This is a genomic window from Paenibacillus glycinis, assembly GCF_009909185.1.
In the GTDB taxonomy this organism is placed as follows: Bacteria; Bacillota; Bacilli; order Paenibacillales; family Paenibacillaceae; genus Paenibacillus_Z; species Paenibacillus_Z glycinis.
Map to the genome: position 1 here is coordinate 72,488 of NZ_JAAAMV010000023.1, position 22,334 is coordinate 94,821.

Genomic DNA, 22,334 nt, shown 5'->3' on the forward strand with positions numbered 1-22,334 from the left:
CCTCTCCTGCTTCTGCTATTGAACCGTCGCTTAACGGAGCAACGACAGTACGCCTTGCGGCGCGGAGTTCGCTTGTGCCAGCATCGATTGCGAAGCCTGCAGCAAGATGTTGTTTTTCGTAAGATTGACCATTTCGCTTGCCATGTCTGTATCACGGATACGGGACTCGGAAGCTGTCAGGTTTTCGCTAGTCGTACCAAGGTTGTTGGACGTGTATTCGAGACGGTTTTGTACCGCACCCAATTTACCACGTTCCGATGCTACGGCAGTAATAGCATCATTAACGGTCGTAAGACCGCTGCTGTCAAGCGTAATGGAAAGGGATTTGAAATCAGTTGTCGTGATGGAACCAATGCTGATAACCGTACCTTTATCGTCAGTAACGATATCTGCGCCGCCAGTAATCGATTTACCATTGAACGTAGTTTTGTCCAAGATATTGTCGATTTGGTCGGACAGTGCCGTAAGTTCGGTTGTAATGTTCGTTTGGTCAGTCGATTGGTAAGTACCGTTCATACCTTGAATCGTCAACTCTTTCATACGGCTAAGCATTGCGGATACTTCGTTCAAAGAACCCTCAGCTGTTTGTACGAACGAGATTCCGTCTTGCGTGTTACGTTGAGCTTGCTCCAAACCGCGGATTTGGCCGCGCATGTTTTCGGAGATCGAAAGACCTGCAGCGTCGTCGGCAGCACGGTTGATGCGAAGACCGGAAGAGAGCTTCTCCATGTTTTTGGAAGCAGCCGTGTTGTTCAGGCCCATGTTGCGGTGCGTGTTAAGCGCACTGATGTTGTGATTGATAATCATTGGTAATTTCCTCCCTGAGATAACAAGTAGCCCGCATCCTTGCGGTAAAGTTGAAAAAAGGTCGGCCGCCCTTAATCAACTCTAAACTATATATCGGCAGAATTTGCTAATTGTTTAGTGCTTTAGACATTATTTTTATTTTTTGAACGCCTTGTAGCGGTCCTGAAGATCGGACAACGCGGACAACGAATTCCGCGCCTCCTTGTTCGTATCGGCAATCGCTACGAACAACTCCTTGCGCAGGATGCCGACCTCTCTAGGAGCCGAAATGCCAAGCTTCACCCCGTCCGCAAGTACCTCCAGCACCGTCAGCTCGATGTCGTTGCCGATCATGATCGTTTCGCCTTTTTTGCGGCTTAAGACTAACATGATGCACCCTCCCCTTCGTTGCCGGGCATCGACGCAAACAGCAAATGCTTGGTGCGGTAAGGCGTGTCTTGCAATACGACCTGAATGGCAGAACGGCTAACCGCGTTCCATACGATGGGGGCCGCAAGATTTGCCGTCGCCTCCTCGATCCCGTCTTTTACGGTTACGATGTTAAGAACCCCGATTTGTTCGGGTTCCGGGTTACCTAATTCATGCAAGACATCCGTCTTCAGCTCGAACTCGTAGTCCGGAAAAAATTCAAAGGGCGATGCCAATACAAAAGAAAGGCTTCCCTCGTCCACGGACTGCAAGAAATAAAACGGGCTGTCCTCCAACGAAATCATCGTATACTTTTTGTATTCAGGAAAACCGGGAATCCCCTGCGGGAAACAAATAATCTCGTTATCTTCGATCTCTAGCTGGCCAAACCGAATGGTTTGAACGATCATGATTCACACCTCGTTTTCATCTCATCTGCCGTTTTAAATACGCAAAAGCTATAGCACGTATGCACGATGCTATAGCTTTACGGGGTAGTTCGCTTTCCGCGTTTTATTATACCATCAGATCGACGATCGGCGGCGGCGTAACCGTTACTTTGGGGTAACGCTCCATCGTGTAATGGACTTTACCCGGCGTAAATTGGATATCCGGGTGCTGATTCGTAACGACATCGATCGAAACATTGCCGGGCTGCACCTGAATATCCGGCTTCTGCACCGAAAACTCGATGCGGGTATTCAGCCTCGATGCCGGGCCGAATACCGGAAGTGCCGGCTTTTGCCTGCCTATGGATGCATACGCCAAATCGGGAATCGGGTTTACCTTGGTTTTCGCCAAATCCGCGATGGTTCGCCATTTGTCGTTAGTTGCCTGAATATATTGTTGCACATAGCTAGTTGTCTGGGATACCAACCGCTTGGTTAATTCCTCAAGTTTACCGCCATTGATTGCATCCCAGGTAGCCGACTGATCCACATTCATCACCGGCCGATGCGATTGAACATCCATATGAGGCTGCTCGGTATGCACGTTCACTTCGGCCCGCTCCGACCGAATGGTCCTGACGCCCCATTCCGTCTGGATACCAAGCACCGCAGGCTGACTGGTGATTTGCAGCTGTGGCAGTCTCATCTTAGTTCAGGAAATTAACGAGCGATGGCGTAATGATCTTCGCTCCGACGGACAAGGAAGCCTGATAGACGTTCTGAGTCACCGTGGAGTCGATAAACAACTGATCGATGTCCGCATCCTCCGTCTTTGATTGCAGCGCGGTTAGCCCGTCGCTCATGGTTTCCATTCGGTTCTGCATCAGCTCTGCCCGGTTCGTCTTCGCGCCGTTTTCCGAACGGGCGGAGATGATTTTGTTCATGCGGGACTTGATGTTCGTGATCTCCGCCGAAACGCCCGCGTAATCCCCTGCCTGCAGGGCAGCCGACAAACGATCGAACGTCGAGAATACATTATCCGTCGTGCCTGCGGGATCCGCGTCGCCAAACACTTGATTCCCCGTCAGGTTGACATCCATCGTGATGCCTTCGCCGATCTCGTAGGTTACGCCGCCGGCGTCCGGAGAGACCGTCTTCGGATCGGTACCGGCCGGAAATGGAGGTTGCTCGAACATCTGGCCGCTAAATACATACTTTCCGTTGAAGCTGCTGTTGCCGATATCCGTCATCTGGTTTTTAAGCTGGGCGATCTCCTTGTTGATGCTCTCCAACGAGTCCGGCGTATTCGTTCCCGTACCGCCTTGAACGGCCAGATCGTTTACGCGCTGCAGCACCTGCGTCGCTTGGTCAAGCTGGGTATCGTAGAAGTCCAACCACGATAACGAGGAGGCGACATTATCCTGATATTGCGTATTCGCCGTAAGATCCGACCGGTAACGAAGCCCGTAGGTCATGCCCACCGGATCGTCGGATGGCTTGTTGATTTTTCGTCCGGTCGAGGTTTGATCCTGCTGAATCGCCATTTTGCGCATGTTCGCGTTCAAATTCTGAACCAAACGTGCGCTCGTCATGTTTTGGGTTACTCGCATCGACATTTCGCTTGCCTCCTAGTGTTTATCTGCCTACCGCACCCGTGCTGTTAATCAATTTATCGAGCGTCTCGTCGATCACGGTCATGAACCGCGCCGCGGCGTTATATGCATTTTGAAATACGATCATGTCCGACATCTCTTCATCCAAGGAAACGCCGCTTACCGATTGACGCGCGCTATCCGCCTGCGTCACCAAGGAGTTGGCATTGTCGTACTGCCGGTTTGCTTCCTGCGCCTGGATGCCGATCGAGCCTACCATGGAATTGTAGAACGTGCCCATCGTCGTGCTCGTAATCGGTCCGCCGGTCGCCGTCTGGTCAAAGGAGAATTTCGTGTCCTTCAACTGGGAAATCAGCAGCGCCATCGTATTGTTGCCGCTGACGACCGACGTGCCGGAGGTGCGCATGGATACCGCGATCTTGTTGCTGTCCTTCACGATATCCGGATTCACCCGGATGCTCGCGGCCGTAAAACCCGACGCGCCGGAAGTCGTATCGAACGTGAAGAAATCCGAGCCCTGCGTGATCGTCTTGTCGTTCGTGAAGCCTAATTTATGCAAGCCGTTCACGCCTTTGACCGTCACGACCTGATCGCTCGCCAGCGTCACGCCGTTGTAGACGGAGCCCGCAGGAATCGTAACCTGCAACTCGCCTTCGGCCAACGTCTTAGCGATCGTGTCGAGTTGATCCTGATAGCCTTTCACGTTCACGTCGCGCGAGACGATCGTCCCGAACAAATCGCCGTTGTTCAAATCCCCGGACGCGTAGGCGCCTTCGATCGACGCGGCCGTCAATTCCGTCACTTCCGTGCCCTGCACCAGATTCGTTCCGCCCATGGCAATGGTATACCCGTCGCCGGTATCGGACACGTTGACGTTCATCATCTTGGACAGCTGATCGGTATAAAGGTCGCGTTGGTCGCGCAGGTCGTTGGCGCTGTCGCCGGTCGATTCGATCCGTTTGATCTGCTCGTTGAGGTCGGCGATCGAGTGAAGGATGACGTTTGCCTGCTGCGCTTTCGTGCCGATCGATTCGGTCAGGTCGTCGCTCAAGCTCTGCAGCTGCTGGCTCGTCTGATTGAAAGCGTCGACAAGCGCGAGCGCGTTTTGTTTGACGATTTCACGATTCGTCGTGTTCTCCGGGTCCTTGCTGAGATCCGACCAGGACGACCAGAAATTATCCAGCACGGTACGAATGCCGGTATCGGAGGGCTCGTTAACGATCGTCTCCAGCTTGCTGAGCGTGTCCGAACGAATCTCCCAACTGCCGAGATACTTGTTCTCGTCGCGAAATTGCGTGTCGAGAAACGAATTGCGGATCCGATTGATCGCCGTTGCTTCAACGCCCGTGCCGATCTGGCCGGCAGCGGTCGAATGGGTCATCCCGAAAGCCTCGATCGGCCGGGACGCCTGAATTTGAACCCTCTGCCGGGTATACCCTTCCGTATTGGCGTTCGAAATATTGTGTCCGAGCGTGCCGAGCCCGACCCTCGTCGTCAATAAGCTGCGCTTGGCGGTTTCTATGCTATGAAATGTCGATGTCATCTCAGCCGACCTCCCTCAATCATCTTCTCTGATCATATCTTGCATACGGGTTTTTGCCGCGCGTATTGTTCTGGGGATGCTGGTAGGTATACTCGCTGTTCGGGTCATCCATCAGCAGATCGATCGAATAGTCGATGAACTTCAGCGATTGCTCGATGAGCTGCTGATTAAGCTGGGTGACATTCTTCAGCTCGCCTAGCGAATCCGTAAGCCGGACATGAAGCTCGGTCAGCCGCTGCTTCTCGTAGGGAGAGGTGACGGTTTTGATCATTTCGCTGATCTTGCCGCCTTTGTAACGCAGCATGTTCAAGCTCGTGAAATATTGTCCCGAGAGTCTCATGCGCTGTTGTTCCAGTTCCTCCGCCGTCTTCAGAAGCTTCCGTTCCTTCTGAATGGTGGCGTTCAGCAGATCCACTTTATTATGAACAAGATAAGGCGTCTTCTCTTTCGCCAAGGCCAGCAATTGATCGTAAACTTCCGCCTGCATTTCCAGCGTTGCGATAATCGTCTCGACGTTCACGGAAATTCACCTATTCTTGTTTATGATTTTTCAGATACGGGAGGAGCTTTTCGGCGATTTTGCCGGATTCCACTCGATAGGTTCCCGAGCTGACGGATTCCTTGAGCTCGTCGATCCGCTTTGCCCGTTCCGGATCGTTGACCCGGCTGTAGGACAGCATCTCCTGCGCCTCCGCCGAAATTTGAACCTCGTCCGTTTTCCGTTTGCGGCTTAGGCTGCCCGCCTGTTGGTCGTTTTGTTTCTGGTACGGATTCACCGCATTAACCCGCTGCGTTTGGTTGATCTTCACGTTCATCCCTCCAACATTTCAAAAAGCCGATTCGCTAATACAAGTATTATCGGCAATTCCATTTAATTATTTATAGCCAATCTTTGGCCTATAAAAAAGCCCGGCGGAGGAGAATCTACGAGATTCGCTTCGCCGGGCATGATGCGGTTATTTGTTTCGCGTGGTTCGATCCATGATGCGGTAGACGGATGCGACCGACGACGGCGCCTTCGCGGGGTCGGCCTGTTCCTTTGCCGGCTGATCCGGTCTCACCTTGTTCACCTCTTGCAGAAGTTTAGCCCGGCAGCTGTCGCATTTGTTATGCTCCCGGATCAGAGTGCCGCACATCTCGCACGGATACATCAGGTTCGGCGCGCCGATCAGGGATATCCGGCCCTCTTTGATAAACTTCGTGATTTGCTTGATGCTTACGTCCGTGGCTTCCGTCAGCTCGGTGATATTGGCGCCTTTATGTTTGCGGAGGTAGTCCGCGCACAACGTGTATTCGTTATCAATGGCTTTAATGCAGGCCGGGCAAACATCGCGGAAATTCTTCGCGAACAATTTGCCGCAGCGCGGGCAGTTGTCGAGATCCATCTCTTCATGCTCCCTTCCAGGTCGCGAATCGTGACTTCATATTAACTCATACGTTGACAAAATTCACCCTTTTTTTTGGACGGGCTGCCGGGAAAGAAACGCGCGCCGGCTGCCGTTGGGCCGGGAGCTGCGGGTATCCGGAAACGTTGCCGTTTACCGTGGCATTGCACGCTCCAATCGACGAGGTTGGCAGCCATCATGCGCCGTCACGCCTCGCCCGAGGAGCCGCGCGAGGTGCAGAAAGTAACGGAAGGACAATCAGAATCGCGGATTTGAATCGATCGTTCGGATCAGGCGAACGGATAGACAGGCAGTTAAACCGCGAGATTGCGAGGCAAGCGGCTGTAGCTGTGCATCGGTCTGATTCCTACGACCGTGCGAGCGTGAGACAGTAGATTTCAAAACGCAGGGTCGGCGCAGCTTGCCTCAAGGCGTCCGCCAAAGCCTCGGCGCAAGCGTTGACCGTGCTGCCGGTCGTGTAAATATCGTCGATCAGCAGAAGGCGGCAGCTGTCCGGCCGGCTGCGCGAATGCAGCAATTCCGCCACTGCGGCGCTGTCGGCCCGGAACAGATTATGCGTGTCGCGCAGCCTCGCGCCCCGTGTCTTGGCGCTTTGCTTGACGCTATGCCGCGTCCGCCGCAGCGCATCGACGAGCGGAATGCCTTCGGATTCCGCCAGGCGCCCGCCCAGCCGCTCCGCTTGGTTGAAGCCGCGCTCGAGAAGCCGGGCTTCGCTGACCGGCACGGGAATAACGGCATCGAAGCGCCGCGGCATGGAAGGCGGGAGCCGGAGTTCGGCGCAAAGGCCGCGATAGGCCATCGTCAGCAATTCGCCCAGCAGAGGTTCGAACGCCTCGTTGCCGCCGTATTTGTACTGCGCGATCCACGCCCGGATCGCGGCGTCATAGCGCACGGCCGAGCGGCTCAGCACGAACGCGGCCCGCGCGCGGCGAACGCAGTCGGGGCAATGCTCGGGCCGGCCGCATATCAGACAATAGACGCGGGTGATCCATGGAATGCCGCGAAAGCAAGTCCTGCACAGGGAGCCGAAATGTCCCTGCTGCCGCGGTTCGCAGCGGCCGCCGCAGACCAGGCAGGCATTCGCGTTCGCGGCGAGCAGCGCCGTGAACGCGGGAAACGCTCGCCGGAACGAGCGCAAAATCGAACCGACCGACATTCTTCCGGTCACCGCCTTTCATTCTCGATAAGATAGCCATGGCGCCTTGCAATGCGGTTCATGCTTCGAATCTGGGCAATCGCGGATGTCTGGGCACGCGTGCGTTCCGGCGCGCAGAAGTAGACGTTCCCCGCGGGATCGTCCTTCGATCTCCCGGCCCTGCCGGCCATCTGGATCAACGACGCCTCGTCGAACAGCCTGCCGTCCGCATCGAGAATGAAGACATCGCTCTTCGGCACCGTGACGCCCCGTTCGAGGATGGTCGTCGTGACGAGCAGCCGGATGGCGCGCGCGCGAAATTGCTGAACCTTGTCCGTTCGATCGGGGTCCTGCGACGAGGTGCCCGCGATGACGATCGCCGGGAAAAAGCGCCGCAGCTTGGCCGCAAGCGGCTCCACGTCGCGGATTTGCTGCACGAAGACGAACAGCTGCGCGCCGCGGTCGATCGAACGGCCGAGCGCGGACGTCAGTCCCCGCGGAAGGCCGCGCTGCCGAAGCAGCTTGCGCACGGGCGGCATGGAAAGCAGGGCCGGCACGGGAAGCGGATGCCGGTGGAATCGGACCGGAACGCGCACATGCGCCAATCGGCCAAGCCTGGCTTCCGCTCGGAGCGCGGCAGGCGGGGTTGCGGACAAGAGCACGTGAGTGCCGTCCGGCGTGCGCGCGTTCTCGGCGGCAAAGTGCAGCATCGGGTCGCCGTGATAGGGAAACGCGTCGATCTCGTCGACGATGACAAGATCGAATCCTTCGCGGAAGCGAAAAAGCTGATGCGTCGTGGCGAGCGTGATCTCGCCCTGCTCCCAGCGCTGCTCGCTGCCGCCGTACAGCGTGACGACCGCCGCGCCCGGGAACGCTTTGCGAATGCGCGGATCCAGCTCCAGCACGACATCCCGCCTGGGCGTGGCAATTAGCGCCCGGCCGCCACGGGCCAATGCCGATGCGATGAGCGGGAAGATCATCTCGGTCTTGCCCGCTCCCGTCACGGCCCAGAGCAGGAACCTGCGGCGGGGCTGCCGGGGGTCGCCCGGGGCGTTGATGTAAGCCAGCGCTGCGGAAGCGGCGGCCGTCTGCGCGGGGCTGAGGTTCCAGACGGCGAGATCGGGCGCCGCAGCTTGGCGCGGCATGGCTCGAGCCGCCGGCATGATGGGCTCGGACCGCGGGCTCACGGCGGGCGAACTGCCGCCGGCGTCGGGAGAGCCCGGCGAGCCGAGGATGAGCAGGCCGCATTCGCGGCTGCGGCCCATGGTGAGGCACGCCTCGCAGTACGCGCATGCGCGGCCGCACGCGGCGCATGGCGTTCGGCGCATGCGCGCCGTGCCGCTGCCGCAGCGCTGGCAGCGGAGCCGCGGGCGCGGCCTGGCGCCCAGCGCTTGCCGCCACCGCAGCAGCCGGGGCTGCGGCTGCGGGGCGACCGCGCCGCCGAGGCGCAGCCGGCCGAGCAGCGCGGCCAGCTGGAGCGCGGGCGCCCACGCGCTCCAAGTCGCCGGCACGGCGCCGGCCGGCCCGGCCGCGCCCGCGGCCTCGAGCAGGGCGAGCGCCTCGCTGACGAGCAGCGCTCGTCCCTGCAGCAGCGCAGCGGCGCGGCAAGCGCGCGCCGCCAGCGCATGCGCGTCCGCGCGGCCGGCGCCCGGCTCGGCCGCGCGCGGCACATGCGCCGCATGTGCCGCAGGCTGCCGCGGAACCGGCAGCCCCAGGCGGGCGTCGCCCGCCCACGCGTCCGCGATCAAACGCGACAACGTTTGATCCAAGCGCCGGCCCGGCAGGCGCCCGCCGGGCCACCGCTCCGCAACGGCCAGCGCATGGCCGAGCGGCAGCGGCTCCGTCCAGGCGACCAGCCGTTCCGCCTCGCCAGCCTCCCCAGCTCCGGCTGCGGGCTGTCGATCGTGCACCCGGCTAGGCGCGTCGTTCCCCTTTTCTCGAAACGCCAGCTCCGCCTCCGCCCGATACCCCGGATCAAGCCAATACGCCGTATCGATCTCGGGCGCCAGCGACCAGCCCGCCCAAGAGCGCTTGCCTGCGGCAACCGCATACACAACAACCTTCACTTGTTCTCCTCCTCCGCATGCCATGCGCCCGAAAAACCAAAAAAGCACGCCCACGAACCGCCTTCCGGCAGTCCTACGGGTGTGCTTCACTCGTCGAAATATTCAGTTGGTCTAATTATACATCGCCCTCCCAAGGCACGCAATCCTTCCGCGCGTTCGCCTGCCGATCCGTCGCCGATCAGAACGGCAGCTTCGACAAATCCGCCGGATCCCGCAGGTCGATCAGGACGGCATGCTCCCTCTCGGATACGATGCCCTCCGCCTGCAGCATCCACAGCAAGTGCGTCGGTTCCAGCGGCTTCCCGCTGCTTTTGCCCGATTGCCCGGACCCGTCCAAGCCCGCGGACGCAGCTCCGCGACCGCCGACTCTCCACCGCCAAACCGCGCGTAACCGTTGCCATTTTCCGGGGTGCCCGTCATGCTTCTTCGCCTCGTCTGCCTTTTCGACAGGGGAAGCCGGCGCAAGCGGCGGCAACTCAGCAGCCGAAGTCGTCTCGCGAACGGCCTCATGACCCCGCGTTCCGTCCCCTGGCCCGACGTCCATCCGGTTCGCCATCATCTCCGCGCTTTCGCCCGCATGTACCCGCACATTCATTCCGTGTTTGGCAAATACCCGCGCAATGCTCAGCGTGTCGTCCTCCGAGCCGTTGTCGACGATCGTCACCTTCACGTCCGTGCCGGTCATATGCGAGAAACGGCGAAGCGAGCGCATATACCATTCCATCCGCGCCCCCTCGTTGCCGGCGATCAGCACGTAATGCTTGGCGCGGCGTTCGCGCCCGAGGCGCATAGCCGAGAAGACGTAGACGACGGCGGCAGCGGCAACGTAGCAGCCCAGGATCCATAATAATACCGTAATCAAAGGCGTCCACCTCCTTTATGTGACATCATATGCCGCCGCGCGCCCAGAGGTTACGGCCATTTGTGGACAAGAAAGGGGCTTTCGGCGACTCGCGCAACAATCTGCGCGGAGGCGACGACGCGTGACGGCAATCAACCTCATGCGCGGAGGTAGCGCATCGTTCCATCCGCATGCATCGCGGTTATTCCGGTCATCCCTTCGATCAGTTCGTTCCCATAATGCCCTTCAACCGCGAAAAAGGCCCCCGCATCGATGCGGAAGCCTTTTTCGTTCGTATGTATAGCCCGTTTACAGCGTAACCCAGCCAAACTTGATGGAGTGAATGACGGCCTGCGTGCGGTCGTCGACTTCCATTTTCTGCAAAATGCTGCTTACATGGTTTTTGACCGTCTTCTCGCTGATGAACAAGAATTCGCCGATCATCTTGTTGCTCTTGCCCTCTGCCATCAACCGAAGCACTTCTGCCTCCCGGCGCGTCAGCGGATTGTCCTCGCTCGGAATGAACTTGACGCCGGTTTCCCTTGCCGCCGCCGCTCCGGAGGTCGCGCCGATCTCGTCGAGATAGGTCATGCGGCGAAGCTGGTTGATCAGCTTGCCCGTCACCTTCGGGTGGATGTACGCATAACCGTTCACGACGGAACGAATCGCGTTCGCCAACGCTTCCGCTTCCATATCCTTTAACAGGTAGCCGCTCGCGCCCTTGCGAAGCGTCTCGAAAACGTAGCTCTCGTCGTCGTGAATGGAGAGTATAATGACTTTTACTTCCGGGAAAATATCGCGGAGCCGTTCCGTCGCCACGACGCCGTTCTCGATGGGCATGTTGATGTCCATGAGCACGACTTCCGGCTTGTTCTGGTTGCAGAATTCCAATACCTGGATTCCGTCGTTGCATTCTCCGATGACTTCCAAATCATCTTCCATATTGAGAATCCGCTTAAGCCCTTCGCGGAATAGCTGATGATCGTCAGCAATCAATACTTTGATTTTGCGCTTGCCGCTAGAAGCTTTCATTTCGATCGTCATTCGTCATTTACTCCTTTCTAGTTTCCGCGTTGATGGGGATATGAATCGTGATTTTGGTGCCTTCGTTGATCGCGGATTCGATCTCCATCCTCCCTTCAAGCAGCTCCGCCCGCTCGCGCATGCCGATCAACCCGAAATGGACGCTGTTTTTGGCTTTGGATTCAATCAGGCTCGGTTGGAATCCGACGCCGTTGTCTTTGACGACAATTTTCACCATTTGCGCTTGATAGTTCATTTCGAGCGAGACATAAGACGGATTCGCATGCTTGAACGCATTGCTGAACGCTTCCTGCACCATGCGGTAAATCGCAGCTTCCATGGCCGAGGGCAGCCGGGCTTCCTTGCCGATCGTTTCGAACATCGTGCGAATCTTGCTTTTTTCTTCGTAATCCTGAATATACTTGCGAAGGGTAGGCACGAGTCCCAGATCATCCAACGCCATCGGACGCAAATTGAAAATGATCTTGCGGATCTCCTCGATGCCCGAACGTACCTGACTCTTCAAATCTATTAATTCTTCCTGCACGATTTGAAATTCCTGCTTCATCAGCATGCGTTCCGCAATTTCCGTCCTAAGCACTATATTCGCAAGCGATTGCGCCGGGCCGTCATGGATCTCCCGCGCGATTCGTTTGCGCTCTTCCTCCTGGGCCAAAATGATCTTCAGCCCGATCTGCTGTCGGTTCTTGGCGGACTCCAGGATACGCGTCACCTGATTCAAGTCTCCGGACAAGTACTCCAGCACCACGTTGATCTTGGAAGCGATCGATTCCGCCCGTTCGATGGACTTCTCGACATTGCGGACCCGCTTCTGCAATTCGTCGCGGCGGGCTTTCAGATACGTTTCTTTTTCCCGGAACATCATTAGATCCAGCTGAAGCTGCGTCGCTTTCTCGTAGGCCGTTTTGATGTCCTCTTCTTTATATCGGACAAAGTCCCGGCTGACTTCAGTCAACCGGATCCTTGCCCGGCGGTAGTCCAGCTCGAGCTGGTCCACCTTATCGATAATATTCCCGGCTTCTTCCAGTACTTGGCTCAATTCTTGGCCCAGCGAAAACATTTCTTTGCGCGCAGATTCGCAAATCTCGAAAATCTGATATTTGCTGTCCTCCATGACAAGAACGGCGTTCTTGATGACTTTATCGATATCGTCCACGCGATAATCCATGCTTCCCCGGCCCACTTTCTGCATGTTCTACTAATTCTATCATATCACATAATCAGTCGCAGGCATCCATATCATTCGACGGTAATCGTGCCCAATTTTCCATCCCAATTTACGCGTAGGCCTAATTGCTCGGATACGAGGCGAATCGGGACAAGCGTGCGTCCGCTGCGGGTGATCGGCGCGACTTCGGATTGCTTTCGCACGCCCGTCAGCACGAAATCGTTACGTCCGACCCACATTTCCAGCAATTGTCCGCCGCGCAGCACGGAGACGCGTTTCAGCGCAGCGTCCCAATCGATCTGGGCTCCCATGGCTTCGGTCACGAAGCGCAGCGGGAGATACGTCGTGCCGTTCAGCAGCAGCGGCGCCACGTCGAGCTTATACGCCTGGCCGCCGACGGTGGCGTTCTTGGAGCCCATCTTCAAGCCGATCTTCGCTCGCGGCGGCTCGGGCACGACCGCCGGGTACTGGAACGCAAGGTTGTCGAACGCCAGCGCGCCCGTCAGCGCGCGTTCGTCCTGCCCGTCTTCCAGCGAGGCGACGTAAAGCCGCTTCAACGTGACGGGATAGGCCATTCCTTCGGCCGCCAAATTTACTTTTATCGTCTTCCATCCGGTCCAATCCACTTGCTTGGCCAGCGTGATCAGGTGCGCGGCGCCCTTGCTGTCGATAAACTCGGCCCGTGCCCAGTTCAGGCTGCCGTCGCCCATCACGTCGATGGTCATCCCGGACGGGCTGCCGTCCACTTTGCGGCCCGTGCCGTTCAGGACGGCATAAGCGGCCTTCGTCCCGCTTCCGCCCGTAAAATCATACTGCAGCTGCACGACGCTCGAACTATTCGTCCCGGGCAATCCCGCGACGACGGAGGACGTGCCTACTACACCATTCGTACCTTGGAACGAAATTGGATAGGTCTGGCTCTCGAAATCTTCGAATTTTTTGTCGGCGCCCGCGGTAAGTACCGCCATCGTCGAGAAATTGTCGTAATGGGCAATGACGTAACCGGCTTCCGCGGACGGGTTCACGGCATCGATCGTGAGCGTGCCGTCCTTCACGGAGCCCGTGAAGCCGCGCAGCTCCCATTTGATCGAGGCTGCCGGAACCGTCATTTTGCGGCCGTCCTTCAGCGTGGCATGCACGGGAAGCGCCATGGATTTGCCTTGCTCGAGCACGAGCGAGCCGGCATCCACCGTCATGGAGGCGATGGCGTCGCCGCCCACGATCTCGATCGGCAGCTTGTCGCTTGCGTTGCCGGATTTTACGGTAATGGTCGTCGTGCCCGCTTTGGCCGCCGTGAACGTGTTGCCCGAGAAGCTGCCCAGCGCCGAGCCGACCAGCCATTGCGGCTGCAGCGTCCCGGGATCGATCGGATTGTAGAACGTATCGTAGGCTTTCATCGCGTACGTCGCCTGCTGTCCGACGAACAGCACGCTGCTGCCGCTCGCTTTGATGCCCATCAGCGCGCCCGCGGGCGCCGTCGAGAAGACGCCCAGGCCGTTCGCGACCAGGCGCTGCGTCACGCCGTATTCCGTCGGAAACGCGAGCTGCGCCGCCGTCTCCCCGAGCGGGCGGGAGATCATCGTCGTGGATCCGCCGCCGTCCAGGTTCATCCCTTTCCATACGCCCGCCTGCACCATAATCTGCTGCAATTCGGAGAGCGTTACGCCCAAGCTGTTATCGCTGTCCTCCACCGTGATGATGAACGCCTTGCTGCCGTCCTTCGAGTACCCCAGCGCCGTGCGCGCGCGGTCGCTGTTCGGACTGATGCTGCTCGTGCTGCGGGAGAAGGATGCCGCGGCGCCGCCGTTGACCAGGATGGTATGTCCGCCGATCAGCATTTGCAGCGAGCCCGGGTCGATCTTCTGGCCGGTCGATTGCGCGATCAGATTATAGCTGGCCGAGACTTGGGTTCCCACCTGCAAATGCGCGCGCGCGTATTCGGCCGCCTTGCCGTGCGTCCGGAGAATATATCCGTCGGCCGGCACGCTGCCCGCGATCATCTTATTGTCGGCGAACTGCGTGACGACGCCGTTCTGCACCAGAATTTCCGTCGGCGTCGTGGAGCTGTCGGTGATGTCCGGTCTCGTCTGCGTCCAAGCGCCCGTATAGATGTACATGGCGTTGGCATGGCTGAACGCGTTGTCCGGCTCCGTCTTGTAAGCCGCCTTGTTGATGCCGGACAGCGGGAAGACGGAACCGTCGGCCGCCGTTACCGCCCCTTCAAAACCATATGTATCAATCGTCGGCTTATGCTCGTTCGTCAGCGCGAAGGCATACATGCCCGTCAGCTGCGAAGGGCTCGAGACGAGCTGTCCGCCCGTCACTTCGGCGCCGATCGGATTGCCTTTGCCGCTGGCCGTATTGAAATAATCCCCGTTCACGCCGGCTACCGCGCCGGTTTGGCTCACCATGTTGCCGACCGAGCCGACGCTCGATACGGAGCCTGCCTTGCCGTTCATGACATCGAGCTTCACGTACGGATTCGTCAGGTCCACTTCGATGACATGCACCTTCGAAGGCGTTGCTCCGGCCTTGCCGGTCCACGAATAATCGACGCGCTTGGCGCCCGACGTAATCATTTCCGCATTGATCTGCACAAGCTGCTTGAGTGCGGCCTGCACGGCATTCGTGTTCGTTCCGTTAGCCGCTGCCGACGCAAAGGCCGGTACGGCAATCATCAATGGCTGCGCAAGCAGCGAAGCCCCAAGTGTCCATATCAGCAAGCGTCTGCCGTTTTTGCCCGGCATCCGGTTCGTCTTCTGTTCGTTCCGCATTTCTCTAACAACTCTCCCGTCTCAAAGTCTAGTAGTTTAGACTAAGAAACCAATGGAAAAGTTACGTCTGATAGAATAGTCCTATCAGCCTCTATTAACCGACAAAAAAAAGCTATCCGTGTCGATTCGACCGGATAGCCCTATTTCTACTAAATATCGAGGAAATTCACGTAGTCCAGCAGACGCTTCACCATCACGGCCGCTTCCGCGCGCGTCGCTTTGTTCTTGCCGCCGAACTTGTTCGCCGCCTGGCCGCTGATGATGCTCGCTTGGACCGCTTTCGCGACGTCGTTCTGCGCCCAGGTGCCGATCTTGCCGCGATCGGCGAACCGTTTTAAGATATTGCCGGCGGTATCCGAAAGCGTGATCTGAACGCCGGCGGCGCTGGCCGCGCGAATCATCATCGTCGCCATCTCTTCGCGGGTGACCGCGTTGTTCGGCTTGAACGTGCCGTCCGTCATGCCTTGGACGATGCCGGACGTGGCGGCCGCCCCGATGTAAGCCGCGAGGACCGTGGACGTGTTCACGTCCTTGAATTTCCCCGCTGCCGCCTTATCGCCGCTAAGCCCGAGTCCTTTCGCGATGAACATCGCGAATTCGCCGCGCGTAACGGGTTTATTCGGCGCAAAGGTCGTGAGCGTGCTGCCTTCGACGATATACTTGTTGGCCATAAGCAAAATGTCGTTCTGTGCCCAGTGCTTCGTCAGATCGGTATATTTCGTCGCGCCTTTCACGACGGCATATACGCTGTTCCCTTTCCGTTTGAACATAATCACGGATTGACCGTTGACCTGCGTTACCTGCGTCGGCACGTACGAAACCTTGTTCGTCTGCGGATCCAGCCAGACGACCGCCGTTTGCTTGCCGTCCACGTTCGCGGAAGTGGTAATCGTGCGGGTTACGTATCCGCTCAGGTTGTCCACCGGTTTCGTCTGCCCGTTGTTCGAGACCGCCAGCTGAAAGCTGACCGGACTCACGAGCGATTGCGCCCCTAAGCTGCCGAGCTGCGTGTTCAAAGCGCCGGCCAGGGAACCTGCGCTCGTGTCGATGGAGACGATCAATTGTCCGACTGCCCCGGCCGCGTTCATCATCTGCGCCAGTTGCGGGAAGTTCAGCGCGCTAAGCGGAATTTCGTACGTGACCGCTTTGTACGCGACGACGATCGAGGCATTGGAGGTCAATTTCTTGGCGTCCTCCATCGCCCCCAGCGGAAAGGCGACGATCGCCGCGTTTTCCGTACTCGGTACGGTAAAGACGACGCGAGGCAACGTGCCGCTGACCGAACGTACCGCATTATACGCATTCGTCATTTTCTCTGCCGTAATGGCGTACTGATTGGTCGGGATACCGGCGGGAGATACGGCGGACGAGGTTGTCGCAACCGATGTTTTGATCGCTATCCCGCCGCCGGTCGCCACTTCGAAGTCTCCTCCGGCGTTATCGGCCCACGTTGTCTGATTCGCCGCGGACACATCGGTAAAGGATGCCGGCATAACGCCCGTTGTCGAGCGGGGGCCGATGCCCGCGTTGCTGTAGCTGACTTTCACAGCGTCTCCGATGCTTATCGCAGGATACACCGTGAGCACGACAGCGGCGCCGCTAATCGTAGCATTGGAAATCGGACGCGTGACATTGTTTACTTTCACCGAGAATTGCGACGTCGTTGGCGTGTAGCCCGTGTTCAACGGCGCCGAGAAGCTGACGGTAATCGTGCCGCCCTTGGCGATAATTCCGTTCAAAGCAAGCGATGATGACCCGTTGCTGCCGTTGGTCGGCATGCTGCTGAAAGCCGGCGCCGCATTGCCGCCGAGATCCGTTAGCGCGGGAGATCCGCCAAGATAGGAGACAAGCACGGCATCTCCCGTCAATGTCGCCGCCGAGAGCGTCAATATGACCTGCGCCCCGCTGATTCTGACGTTGTAGACCGAACGCGCCGAACCATTGACCGTGACGATGAATGCCGATGTCTGCGGAACGAGCGACGAGTTCAACGCCTCGTTATAGGACAACGTAACGGTCGATCCGGATGAGGTTAAGCTTTGCAGTGCCGGGGCTAATTGGTCCTGGCCGTTCTGCACGTAAAAATTGCTGAAGGAAGCCAGCTGGTTGCCTGCCAGATCCTTGAGCGGATACGATGATGAACTTGAGTAGGATACCGACACGGTTTGTCCAGTCGACGGAGCAGCACCGTTGAACGTTAGGAATACGATATTATCCGAACTCGAGATATTCGTAACCGATCGATAAGAATTATCAACGTATACCGTGAACTGCGAACTCGCATAGGAGCTGACTGACGCCAATTCTTCGCTGAAAGTCAAGAGAATCATGTTGCCGCTGACCGAGCCGCTTGCTTGAACCGGCGGCGTCGTATCCGGAACATTGGTCACGTTGACGTTGGAGAAGTTGGCCGCCGCCGTGCCATCCAAATCCTTAATCGGTCTCGAGCCGGCGGAGTATGACACCTGAATGACTTGTCCATACGAAACGGCGCTTTGGAGCGTAAGCGTTACGACATTGCCGCTGATGCTTACGTTCGATACCGTGCGGCCGGCACCGTTTACCGTCACGTAGAAATTAGCACCAACCGGGGTCGCTGCAGCGCTTTCGTTCAAATTTTCGTTGAAGGTAATGGCGATTTTGGTCGAACCAATCAAATTCGCCCCCGTTACCGTAGGCGGACCATAGGAGCTGTTCGACGTCCTAAACCTCCATGCATATTGATTGAGAATCCCCTCATATTCATTTCCGACCAAATCGGTTACCGCGCCTGAGGCTATTTCAACGTAATATTCCGTATTCGCGACCATCGTTCCATTAACGGCAATGCGCAGCTTGCGGTTATTTGACGAATCGATGGAGATCGTGGTAGGTATAGACGAATTGCCGGCAGCCGGCTTGACATTGATTGCCGACGCATTGGAACCAAGCAAGATTGGCTCGTTGAACGTCGCCTCTAGAATCGTCCCTTGCAATGGGACGTTCTGGGCGTTGTTTGCCGGTAAAATCAAGACCATCGTAGGCTTATCATTGTCCTGCGTAACCGTGAAGGACCATGAAGACGATCCCGATATGCCGGCGAAATAGTTTCCTTTCGCATCCGAGAACGCTTGCCCGCCAATTTCCACGTAGTAGCTTGTGTTGCTAGCGTAATTTATGCTGCTGTCCGTTACCGTGATCTTCGTCGTCCCTCCGCCGCTAACCTTGGAGGACGTGACGGGAATGCTTGTGAAAACGGCACCGGAAGGCTGCGAACGAATCGTAATATTGCCTGCTCCCGGATACACCGGCTCGGAGAAATTCATTTCCAGGCTGACCGTTTTCGTTGCTTGCGCGCCTATCGGTTTACGGTCCGACAGCAGCGTCGGCGGCGTCGTATCGTTACCCGGGTCCGTCACGAAGCTCCACGTTCTCGCATCCGAGATGCCCTGATACAGCTTTGATGAATCCGATGCATCCTTAAATGCGTTCGGATCGATCAAAACGTAGAAGCCCGTATTCGGAGCCAAATCGGATGGGTTAATGATAACGTCCGTCCCGCCGTTTGAGCCGTTTGGCACATACGATACGCTGCCCGAGTTGACGTTAATCGTTTGCACCGTCGAATTATCGGAGATTCGATTAAGCGTGATCGTTCCCGTATTGGCAACAACCGCCCTGTTGAAGCTCAATACAAGATTCGTGGATACGCTGACCGCGTAAGAATCGTCAGCCGGCTGCAGCGTTGGATTGCCCAGCGGCGGAGCCGTGGTCGTAAACCTCCATTGCCCCGAGCCTACGCCTGCAAAAGAGTTGCCTGCCGCATCCTGGAAGGCGCCGCTCGGTACTCGGACTTCATAGTTGCTGCTTCCATTCAAAACGTTTGGAAGCGTGACGCTGATGGTACTGGTAGAGCTACCGCTAACCCCAATCGAATTAACACTGATCGACTGTTCATCGGATGACTGCGCCGTGTTCTTTACCGTGATGCTTCCGATCGCCGCATAGACCGGCTCGCTGAACTTCATCGTAAGCGTCGTGCCAACGCCTGCCGTTCCCCCATTCGCGGGAATGAACGGCGCTCCGGAGTTCAGTACCGGAGCCGTCGTATCCGCCGAAGCGACCGTCGTAAAGCTCCAACCGACCGCGCTCGTCAATCCGGCAAAATTGGCATTGTTGCTTTCATTCAAGAAAGCGCCTGCATCGATCGTGACATAATAGCTCGTATTGAGGGCGAAATTCGAGCTCGGCGAAATCGTCACGACATTGCGGTTGTCGCCTGAACCGATAGCCACTCTGCTGTCGGAGGCAACGACGAAAGATTCGACGACGACGTTGTCCAGCTGCCTGTGGAGCTGAATCGTCGCGCTGCCCGTTCCTTTCTTGACGTTCTCGTCGAACGTAAGGCTAAGGTTGGTATTCGTCGGAACGTTCGACGTGCTGGCCATCGGTAACTTGTTGATAATAACCGGACCGCTCGAAGCGGCTTTAACCTTCGTCGGTCCTGCGGTCAATCCGCCTATGACAACCTGCAGGACCAGTAATGCTGCGACTATGAATGATACCCAACTGCGAATACGTACCAAGATTCCCCACTCCCCAAATAAAGACACTCGTACTATAGTTTTCGGCTGGGAGCCGGATGAAATGAAGATGTTCGCGTAAAATGCCTGCCGTCTATCTGATCTTTCGCGCATAAAAAAGCCGCCCCTTCGCAGGAGCGGCTCTCTACGTATAAACTTAACGCAACGCGTCGGCCTTCAACTTATCGGCTTTGTCCACGCGTTCCCACGGGAAATCGATGTCCGTACGGCCAAAGTGACCGTAAGCGGCCGTTTTGCTATAGATCGGACGACGAAGGTCAAGCATCTTGATAATGCCTGCCGGACGCAGATCAAAGTTATTCTTAATGACTTCTACGAGTACTTCTTCATCAACATTGCTAGTGCCGTACGTATCTACGTTGATGGATACCGGGTTAGCAACGCCAATCGCGTAGGCAAGCTGAATTTCGCATTTATCCGCAAGACCGGCTGCCACGATGTTTTTTGCCACATAACGGGCTGCATACGCTGCGGAACGGTCGACTTTTGTCGGATCCTTGCCGGAGAAGGCACCGCCGCCGTGACGGGCGTAACCGCCGTACGTATCGACGATGATTTTGCGGCCGGTCAAGCCGGCATCGCCTTGCGGGCCGCCGATAACGAAACGGCCGGTAGGGTTAATGAAGTATTTCGTTTCTTCGTCCAGCCATTCAGCCGGAACGACCGGTGCGATGACATGCTTGCGGATATCCGCTTGGATTTGCTCCAGCGTGACCTCTTCGGCATGCTGCGTGGAAACGACGATCGCGTCAACGCGTTTCGGTTTTCCATCGACATATTCGATCGTGACTTGCGTTTTGCCGTCCGGACGCAGGTATTCAAGCGTACCGTTCTTGCGTACTTCCGACAATTGACGCGAGATACGGTGAGCAAGCGCGATCGGCAGCGGCATCAGCTCAGGCGTTTCGTTCGAAGCAAAACCGAACATCAAGCCTTGGTCGCCGGCTCCGATATCTTCGTTCTCTTGACGAACGTCTACGCCTTCGCGGGATTCCAGCGCTGCGTTGACGCCTTGCGCGATGTCCGCGGATTGCTCGTTAAGCGACGTCAAGACAGCGCAAGTGCTGGAGTCGAAGCCGTATTTGGCACGCGTATAACCGATTTCTTTGATGGTGCGACGAACGATCGACGGGATATCGACGTAATCCGCGCTCGTGCTGATCTCGCCGATTACGAGCACCAAGCCGGTAGCAACGGATACTTCGCATGCAACCCGCGCATAAGGGTCCACTTCTAGAAATGCATCCAAAACCGCGTCAGAGATCTGATCGCATATTTTGTCGGGATGGCCTTCCGTAACGGACTCGGACGTGAATAGATGGCGTCCTTTAAGTGACATTTAAACCTCAACCTCCTGTACCTCGATAAATTTTAAGTATGATGCATAACCTGCAACGGTTGCTGGGACTCTATGAAGAAATCGTCGTCCCATAAGGGATCTAACGCTGAACGTTTCGATTCCAAAAAATGAACCTTTTCCAATGTGGAAAAGGTCTCATTAAGAACTCTCTAAAACAGTATGATACCGAAACTGTCGCTTTGTGTCAATGGTAATGGGTACTTTCCCGCGCCTGTTTACAGACCTTTAAGCACTTGCTCGGCATGTTGGACGAGTCTTTTGGTAATGCTGCCTCCAACAGAACCCGCATCGCGCGTAGCCAGCTGCGACCAATTTACGTGAGCGCCTCCGGCACCGGCGGTACCGCCTAGCTCCGAACCAAACTCGGTATCTGCCCCACCGGCCGTACCGCCGGTCATCAGACCAAGCTCGGCTGCGATTTCGTATTTCATTTGGTTCAGGGCTTGCGCACATTCAGGCACGACTTTACGATTGCTTCTCGACATTGTAAGCACCTCCTAATGGGATGCTTGTATTGTGTGCGGAATTCCGGCTTTCGAAGCGGATAAGTTGTTGTCAGTTCGGGTAAAAATAACTATTGCTGGACCTGCAACTCGTAAGAACCGCGCACCATCACGGTCAAACCTGTTTTCTGCCCCGGTGCCGGAGTCACGCCTCTCCCGCCTCGCGGGAACAAGATAAGATGGTTATTCGGAACCGGCTTACTATTCGTAATATCCGTTCCATCCGTAAGGTCCGAAATCCCGTTGCTGTCCGCGCTGTAGGCTACAGCCTTTCCGGCGCGAACGATGAACTCGGTGCCATCCTTCGCAATCAGACGCTTCCCGACCGGCACCGTCACGACTTCGACTTTCTGCGCGCCGGTACCTTGGCTCGAATCCGTCTGGCCTCCGCCCTGCTTGGCAAGCTCGGCCTTCACCAAGTCAGCGACTTGCGTATCGATGTAGCTCTTGGTGACGACCGGGTCATTGACGGAGCCTGGCGTGACGACAGCGCTATCTCCTTCCGCGAGGGTAGGAATTTTCAACCCTATCCACAGGGCTGCACCTACGACCGTGATCGAAAGCGCCAGCTTCTTAGCATTAAACTTCACTATTCAGTCCTCCTTGCTTTTCTTTAATTTTCAATATCCGATTACTAGGTTATATCGGCATGAATGCTCAAATTCATAAAAGAAGAGCCGGATATTTATCCACC

Annotated in this window: 19 protein-coding genes; all 19 read right to left on the reverse strand. The window is 56.9% G+C overall.

The genetic code is table 11. The features are described 5' to 3' along the window. Positions 1-30 precede the first annotated feature (30 nt). Positions 31-807, reverse strand: coding sequence for a flagellin N-terminal helical domain-containing protein (locus tag GT019_RS22805; protein ID WP_161745736.1), 777 nt, complete (start codon positions 805-807; stop codon positions 31-33). A 135-nt stretch (positions 808-942) separates the two neighbouring features. Continuing rightward, positions 943-1,176: a carbon storage regulator CsrA gene (gene csrA / locus GT019_RS22810; protein ID WP_161745737.1), complete on the reverse strand. Its 234-nt coding sequence runs from the start codon at positions 1,174-1,176 to the stop codon at positions 943-945. Next, positions 1,170-1,625 carry a flagellar assembly protein FliW gene (fliW, locus tag GT019_RS22815; RefSeq protein ID WP_161745738.1) on the reverse strand — a complete coding sequence of 152 codons (456 nt, stop codon included), beginning with the start codon at positions 1,623-1,625 and terminating at the stop codon, positions 1,170-1,172. Before fliW ends, csrA begins: the two co-directional genes overlap by 7 nt. A 106-nt stretch (positions 1,626-1,731) precedes the next feature. Continuing rightward, the gene (locus GT019_RS22820) at positions 1,732-2,310 is read right to left on the reverse strand and encodes a DUF6470 family protein (RefSeq protein ID WP_235949028.1); all 579 of its coding nucleotides are present in this window, start codon (positions 2,308-2,310) and stop codon (positions 1,732-1,734) included. Position 2,311: 1 nt separating this feature from the next. Continuing rightward, a complete protein-coding gene (flgL, locus tag GT019_RS22825) occupies positions 2,312-3,220 on the reverse strand; it encodes a flagellar hook-associated protein FlgL (protein WP_328804025.1) in 909 nt (302 codons plus the stop codon). A gap of 19 nt (positions 3,221-3,239) precedes the next feature. Continuing rightward, positions 3,240-4,760, reverse strand: a complete 1,521-nt coding sequence (flgK, locus tag GT019_RS22830) for a flagellar hook-associated protein FlgK (RefSeq protein WP_161745740.1) — start codon at positions 4,758-4,760, stop codon at positions 3,240-3,242. 19 nt (positions 4,761-4,779) lie between these two features. Continuing rightward, positions 4,780-5,280, reverse strand: coding sequence for a flagellar protein FlgN (locus tag GT019_RS22835; RefSeq protein ID WP_161745741.1), 501 nt, complete (start codon positions 5,278-5,280; stop codon positions 4,780-4,782). A gap of 10 nt (positions 5,281-5,290) precedes the next feature. Further along, positions 5,291-5,569 carry a flagellar biosynthesis anti-sigma factor FlgM gene (gene flgM, locus GT019_RS22840; protein WP_161745742.1) on the reverse strand — a complete coding sequence of 93 codons (279 nt, stop codon included), beginning with the start codon at positions 5,567-5,569 and terminating at the stop codon, positions 5,291-5,293. Between the two features lie 147 nt (positions 5,570-5,716). After that, entirely contained in the window at positions 5,717-6,145 is a 429-nt protein-coding gene (locus GT019_RS22845; RefSeq protein ID WP_161745743.1) for a TIGR03826 family flagellar region protein, read from the reverse strand. Positions 6,146-6,512: 367 nt separating this feature from the next. Continuing rightward, complete coding sequence (locus tag GT019_RS22850) at positions 6,513-7,322, reverse strand: ComF family protein (protein WP_161745744.1); 810 nt, start codon at positions 7,320-7,322, stop codon at positions 6,513-6,515. Between the two features lie 8 nt (positions 7,323-7,330). Continuing rightward, the gene (locus tag GT019_RS22855; RefSeq protein ID WP_328804026.1) at positions 7,331-9,367 is read right to left on the reverse strand and encodes a DEAD/DEAH box helicase; all 2,037 of its coding nucleotides are present in this window, start codon (positions 9,365-9,367) and stop codon (positions 7,331-7,333) included. Positions 9,368-9,545: 178 nt separating this feature from the next. Then, positions 9,546-10,229, reverse strand: coding sequence for a glycosyltransferase family A protein (locus tag GT019_RS22860; protein ID WP_161745745.1), 684 nt, complete (start codon positions 10,227-10,229; stop codon positions 9,546-9,548). A gap of 288 nt (positions 10,230-10,517) precedes the next feature. After that, complete coding sequence (locus GT019_RS22865; protein WP_161745746.1) at positions 10,518-11,252, reverse strand: response regulator; 735 nt, start codon at positions 11,250-11,252, stop codon at positions 10,518-10,520. Positions 11,253-11,259: 7 nt separating this feature from the next. Continuing rightward, positions 11,260-12,420, reverse strand: coding sequence for a sensor histidine kinase (locus GT019_RS22870; RefSeq protein ID WP_161745864.1), 1,161 nt, complete (start codon positions 12,418-12,420; stop codon positions 11,260-11,262). Between the two features lie 71 nt (positions 12,421-12,491). After that, entirely contained in the window at positions 12,492-15,194 is a 2,703-nt protein-coding gene (locus GT019_RS22875) for a stalk domain-containing protein (protein ID WP_161745747.1), read from the reverse strand. Between the two features lie 149 nt (positions 15,195-15,343). Beyond that, the gene (locus GT019_RS22880) at positions 15,344-19,687 is read right to left on the reverse strand and encodes an Ig-like domain-containing protein (protein ID WP_161745748.1); all 4,344 of its coding nucleotides are present in this window, start codon (positions 19,685-19,687) and stop codon (positions 15,344-15,346) included. Between the two features lie 226 nt (positions 19,688-19,913). After that, a complete protein-coding gene (metK, locus tag GT019_RS22885) occupies positions 19,914-21,116 on the reverse strand; it encodes a methionine adenosyltransferase (RefSeq protein ID WP_161745749.1) in 1,203 nt (400 codons plus the stop codon). A gap of 236 nt (positions 21,117-21,352) precedes the next feature. Then, positions 21,353-21,622 (reverse strand): alpha/beta-type small acid-soluble spore protein, encoded by a 270-nt coding sequence (locus tag GT019_RS22890; RefSeq protein WP_161745750.1) that lies wholly within the window; start codon positions 21,620-21,622, stop codon positions 21,353-21,355. Between the two features lie 89 nt (positions 21,623-21,711). Then, positions 21,712-22,230 (reverse strand): hypothetical protein, encoded by a 519-nt coding sequence (locus tag GT019_RS22895; protein ID WP_161745751.1) that lies wholly within the window; start codon positions 22,228-22,230, stop codon positions 21,712-21,714. Positions 22,231-22,334: the final 104 nt, after the last annotated feature.

Bases quoted from the DNA above. Each gene is read 5' to 3' on its own strand.
- GT019_RS22890 (WP_161745750.1), bottom strand. From the start codon at position 21,622: ATGTCGAGAAGCAATCGTAAAGTCGTGCCTGAATGTGCGCAAGCCCTG.
- GT019_RS22870 (WP_161745864.1), bottom strand. From the start codon at position 12,420: ATGGATTATCGCGTGGACGATATCGATAAAGTCATCAAGAACGCCGTT.
- fliW (WP_161745738.1), bottom strand. From the start codon at position 1,625: ATGATCGTTCAAACCATTCGGTTTGGCCAGCTAGAGATCGAAGATAAC.
- GT019_RS22820 (WP_235949028.1), bottom strand. From the start codon at position 2,310: ATGAGACTGCCACAGCTGCAAATCACCAGTCAGCCTGCGGTGCTTGGT.
- metK (WP_161745749.1), bottom strand. From the start codon at position 21,116: ATGTCACTTAAAGGACGCCATCTATTCACGTCCGAGTCCGTTACGGAA.
- GT019_RS22850 (WP_161745744.1), bottom strand. From the start codon at position 7,322: ATGTCGGTCGGTTCGATTTTGCGCTCGTTCCGGCGAGCGTTTCCCGCG.
- GT019_RS22875 (WP_161745747.1), bottom strand. From the start codon at position 15,194: ATGCGGAACGAACAGAAGACGAACCGGATGCCGGGCAAAAACGGCAGA.
- GT019_RS22865 (WP_161745746.1), bottom strand. From the start codon at position 11,252: ATGACGATCGAAATGAAAGCTTCTAGCGGCAAGCGCAAAATCAAAGTA.
- flgK (WP_161745740.1), bottom strand. From the start codon at position 4,760: ATGACATCGACATTTCATAGCATAGAAACCGCCAAGCGCAGCTTATTG.
- csrA (WP_161745737.1), bottom strand. From the start codon at position 1,176: ATGTTAGTCTTAAGCCGCAAAAAAGGCGAAACGATCATGATCGGCAAC.
- flgL (WP_328804025.1), bottom strand. From the start codon at position 3,220: ATGTCGATGCGAGTAACCCAAAACATGACGAGCGCACGTTTGGTTCAG.
- GT019_RS22845 (WP_161745743.1), bottom strand. From the start codon at position 6,145: ATGGATCTCGACAACTGCCCGCGCTGCGGCAAATTGTTCGCGAAGAAT.
- GT019_RS22805 (WP_161745736.1), bottom strand. From the start codon at position 807: ATGATTATCAATCACAACATCAGTGCGCTTAACACGCACCGCAACATG.